2 protein-coding genes and 1 pseudogene are annotated in these 5,102 nt (G+C 74.6%); 1 reads left to right on the forward strand and 2 read right to left on the reverse strand.

Going from position 1 to position 5,102, the window contains the following annotated elements; translation table 11 throughout:
- Both ACY45C_RS04030 and ACY45C_RS04035 read right to left on the reverse strand, forming a co-directional pair.
- The coding region (locus ACY45C_RS04030; protein WP_462186301.1) for a beta-ketoacyl synthase N-terminal-like domain-containing protein at window positions 1-3,754 on the reverse strand (3,754 nt) is incomplete at its 3' end.
- Between the two features lie 85 nt (window positions 3,755-3,839).
- Window positions 3,840-4,820: pseudogene (locus ACY45C_RS04035) on the reverse strand (beta-ketoacyl [acyl carrier protein] synthase domain-containing protein); the annotation flags it as partial.
- 98 nt (window positions 4,821-4,918) lie between these two features.
- Here ACY45C_RS04035 and ACY45C_RS04040 point away from each other — a divergent pair.
- Window positions 4,919-5,102: hypothetical protein (locus ACY45C_RS04040; protein ID WP_462186302.1), on the forward strand; the 184-nt coding region annotated here is incomplete at its 3' end.

Below are 5,102 nucleotides of genomic sequence, written 5' to 3' on the forward strand. Positions count from 1 at the left end.
CCACCACCGCCCGACCCCCGGCCCGGCGTTCCGGCACGTCCGGCGGGCTGGGCGCGGACTCCACGACGAGGTGACAGTTGGTGCCGCTGAACCCGAAACTGCTCACCGCCGCCACCCGCCGCCGCGCGGGCCACCGCTCGGCGTGGGCGGGCAACCGGAACGGACTGCCCACGAAGTCGATCTCCGGGTTGGGTGTGCGGAACCACGGTGCCGGGGGCAGCGTCGCGTGTTCCAGCGCCAGCACCACCTTGAGCAGGCTCGCGATGCCCGCCGCCATCGTGGTGTGTCCGATGGAGCCCTTCACCGAGCCGAGCACGCACCGGCCGGCCCGCCGGGGGTCGCGGCCGAACACCTGGTGCAACGCCTTGACCTCGATCGGGTCGCCCAACGTGGTGCCGGTGCCGTGCGCCTCGACGTAGTCGATGTCCTCGGCCGTCACGCCGGCCGCCTCGTGCACCGACCGGATCAGTTCGGCCTGCGCGTTCGCGCTGGGCGCGGTGATGCCGTTGGTGCGCCCGTCGCCGTTGACCCCGCCCGCGCGGATCACCGCCCGCACGTGGTCGCCGTCGCGCAGCGCCGCGTCCAACGGTTTGAGCAGCACGACGCCCACGCCCTCGCCGAGCACGATCCCGTCGGCGTCGGCGTCGGCGTCGAACGGCATGCTGCGCCCGGTCGGCGACAGCATGCCCGCGTTGCTGGTGCGGATGTGCAGGCGCGGCGTCGTCATGACCGCCACGCCGCCCGCGAGCGCGCTCTCGCACTCGCCGCGCCGGATGCTCTCGCACGCCAGGTGCACGGCCGTCAGCGAGGATGAGCACGCCGTGTCCACGGCCATCGTCGGGCCGCGCAGGTCAAGCAGGTAGGAGATGCGGGAGGGCAGGATCGACGGCGACAGCCCCAGGAAGGCGTGGGCGGTGTCGCGCTGCCCCGCCTCGGCGAGCACCTGGTCGTAGTCGCCCGCGCCGCACCCGACGAACACACCGCACCGGCCGGGCGCACGGTCGCCGCCGTAGCCCGCGTCCTCCAGGCACGTCCACGCCTCCTGGAGAAACAGCCGCTGCTGCGGCTCCATCGCCTCGGCCTCGACCGGGGACAGGGCGAAGAACGGCGCGTCGAACTCGTCGACCCGGTCCAGCATGGCCGCCCACCTGCTGTTCGTGCGGTCGGGCACCTGCTGGTCCGGGTCGAACCAGGGGTCGACGTCCCACCGGGAGGCGGGCACGTCGGTGATCGAACCGCGGCCCTCGACCACATTGCGCCAGAACGCCCTCACGTCGGGCGCGTCGGGAAACCGGCCGGCGATGCCGATCACGGCGATGTCGTCCGGTCGCGGGCCGGGTGCGGCCGCGGCGGTCTCCCGGCGTGCCGCCGGCACGGGGGTGAGCGTCACTCGGGTGTCGCCGCGCGGCTCGGGACCGATCGGCCCGCGCTCGCCACCCGCGTGGACCGCGAGTACCAGCGGCCGCGTCGCCCGTGCGACGGATGCCGTCGTCCGCCGCGCGAGCTGTTCCCGGGACGGCTGTTCGGCTTCCAGGGCCGGCGCGGACTCCTTCTCGGTGACCACCGGGTCGGTCTCGGGCGCCGCCGGCTCGCTGCTCGCCGAGGCGACCAGGCGCGCGCGGCCGGCAGCCGACGACACCACGGCTTCGGCCAGGGCATCGACCATCGGGTGGTCGTAGACCGCCGCCGCGTCCAGGTTCGTGCCGAACCGCGGGTTCAGCCCGCGCACCAGCTCGACCGCACCGATCGAGTCCAGGCCCATGTCGGCGAACGTCAGCGAACGGTCCACTTCGGACTCGTCGAGGTAGAGCACGGAGCACAGGGCCGCGACCACGGCGTCCCGCACCTCGTCGATCTCCGGCACCGCGGGTTCGAGCCCCACAGCAGGTGCGGGACGAGCGGCGCGCTCGACAACACGCTCGGCGGCAGGCCCGACGGCGGGTTCCGCGGCCACCCCGATCGTGCGGCTCGCGTGCTCGCGCACCCGCGCGGCCACCCCCTCGCCGACCAGATCGTCGTGCAGCCGAGCCTCCCGCCGGATGATCTCCGGCAGCTCGCCCAGCGCCCGTCCGGCCAGCTCGGCCTTGAGCGCCCGCACCGCGGGCTCCGGCTTCGCCGCGATCCCGTGCGCGAGGTCCAGCGCCACCGCCAGCACCTCCGCGCCGGGCACCACCCGCACCATCGCCCCGCGACGCGCCAGCTCAGCGCCGCTCAGCGAGCGGCCGGTCAGCATCAGCTCGGCGGCGACCGTCGGACCGAGCCGCCGCTCCAGGATGTAGGTCGCGCCCATGCCGGGTGTGATGCCGTAGTTCACGAAGGTCGCGCCGTAGGTGGCGTCCGCGGACATCACGACCACGTCGCCGTACAGGCCGAACGCGAGCCCGCCGCCCGCCGCGTGACCCTGCATCGCGGTCACCACGGGTCGGTCGCAGCGCAGCAGGCCTTTGTACAGGAACGACTGGTCGGTGAACCGGCTGCGGCCATTGGCCAGCTCCGCCAACTCCGCCAACTCCGCGCCCATACAGAACACCGGCCCGTCACCGGTCACCACGACCGCCCTGACCGCCGGATCGGCGGCGACCCGCGCGAACCGCTCGCTCAGCAGCCGCACCTGCTCCGCGTCGAAGGTCGGGGACAGCAGCCGGACCAGCGCCACACCGCTGTCCAGCACGCGCAGATCCACGCCGTGCCTGGACGAGCTCCGCGGACGAGCGCCGACGTCACGAGGCTCCGGCTCGCCCCGAACCGACTCGACGCGAACCGGCTCAGACCCGACCGGCTCGGGCTCGGTCGTGGCCCGCTCCATCCCGATCCGTTCGACGCCGGTCGCGGCCTGCCAGCCGCCCACCCAGCATCGCTCCTCGCGGAGCGGGTGCCCCGGCAGCGACACCCGCCTCGGCCGGGCCGGACCGGTCGGCGCCGCGCAACGCGCCCAGTCGACCTCCGCGCCCGCCACCCAGGCACGCGCCACCTCGTCCAGGCGCCCCGCGTCGTACGCCGCGACCAGGTCGCCGCGCTTCCCCGACCCCGCGGTGCCGTGGTGTTCCCCCGGTTCCGGCTCGGCGCCGCGCGCCACCCGGTCCAGGGTCGCCCGCAGCGCGGCCACGCTGTCGACCACCACCGCGAACCGCCGCCGCATCGGCTCCCGACCGACCCGCGACATGTACGCCACATCGTCCAGCCGGGGCGTCGCGCCGGCGACCACCAGCCCGTCCACAGTCGTCCAGGGATCAGGGTCGCCGTCGAGCTCCCGGCGCAGCGCGGCGAGACCGGCCGCGTCGAAGCCGAGGTCCGCCAACGCCTCCGCACCCGACAGTGCCGACTCCGGCACTCCCAGGTGGGCGGCGACAACCTCGCGACCGCCGCGGACCGCCGTGCCGGGCTCGAGGTACGAGCGGATGGCCCGCGCCTGCTCCCGCAGCGCCTCCTCGTCCTTGGCGGACAGCACGAACAACGCGGGTCCGGGGAAAGGCGCGGCGCGCTCCACCTCGGGCGCCTCCTCGACCACGATGTGCGCGTTCGACCCGCCCGCGCCGAAGGCGGAGACGCCAGCCGTCCGCCGCCCGCCCTGGGGACGTGGCCAGTCGCGGACCTCCCGCTGTACCGCGAACGGCGAGCCCGCGAAGTCGAGCTGTGGGTTGAGCTCCGCCGCGTGCAGCGACGGCACCAGCACGCGGTGCCTCAGCTGCCCGATCATCTTGGTCAATGCGGCGATGCCGGCGGCGCTCTCCAGGTGGCCGATGTTGGACTTCACCGACCCGATCGCGCACCGCGGCGGCCCGGCCACGCCCTTCGAAGGCACGCCGCAGGCCTTCCAGTTCGATCGGGTCGCCCAGGGAGGTGCCGGTACCGTGCGCCTCGACGTAGCCGACGTGACGCGGGTCGACACCGGACGCGCGCACCGCGTCACGAACCAGCTCCGCCTGCGCGGTCGGGCTGGGCACGGTGAAACCGCTGGTGCGCCCGCTGTGGTTGATCCGGGTGCCCTTGACCACGGCGAGCACGCGATCACCGTCGCCCAGCGCCGCGCGCAACGGTTTGAGCAGCACCGCGCCCACACCCTCACCGGGCACGTACCCGTCGCCACCCGCACCGAAGGCCCGGCAGCGCCCGTCGCTGGACAGCCACTGCCCGTGGGCGAGTTGCAGGTACTTCTGCGGGTGCACCATCAGATTCACCCCGCCGGCGACGGCCAGGCCGCTCTCACCGCGCCGGATGCTCTCGCACGCCAGGTGCACGGCGGTCAACGACGACGAGCAGGCCGTGTCGACCGCCATGCTCGGGCCGTCGAGGTCGAAGGTGTAGGAGACGCGGTTGGCGACCGAGGCGTGCAGCGCGGTGGGCGCCACGCCGTCCTGGTCGGTCACGAACTGGTAGTGGTTCCACATCACGCCGACGAACACGCCGACCCGCCGCCCGCGCAGCGCCGAGGGCGGGTAGTCGGCGTCCTCCAGTGCCTGCCACGCCGTCGTCAGGAACAGGCGCTCCTGCGGGTCCATCCGCTCGGCCTCGCGGCGGGAGATGCCGAAGAACGCGCGGTCGAACTGGTCCGCGCCGTCGACGAACCCGCCCTAGCGACCATAGGTGCGGCCCGCGCGACCGCGTTCGGGGTCGAAGATCGCCGCGTGGTCCCAGCGGTCGGCGGGCACCTCGGTGACGCTGTCGCGACCGGCCACGAGGTTGCGCCAGAACTCCTCCTCGTCGGCCGCGCCCGGATAGCGGCCCGCGAGACCGACGACCGCGATGTCGTCGACGACCGCGAGGCCGTCCTCGTCCGGCGCACGTTCCCGCGCCGTGGCCGGCGGCGGTTCCGCCGCCATGCCGTCACCCGTTCCCGCACGGTGGCGGGCGACGGATCCGCGGGCGTGGCCGGCACCAGGAGTCGCGTCAGGGCCGGTGCCCGCAGCGGCTGCTCCGAATGTGCGGCGACCAGTACCGGGCCGTCGCCGAACGCGCGGTCGAGCAGGTCGAGCGCCGCGTCCGCGGGCATCGGATGAAGCCCGTCCGCCGCCGCGCGGGCCAGTGCCTCGGCGGTGGTCCGCATCCCGCCCTCGGACCAGTACGGCCAGGCGATGGCCACGGCGTCGCCTCGGGCCGCGGCG

Source organism: Frankia sp. CcWB2 (assembly GCF_977927585.1).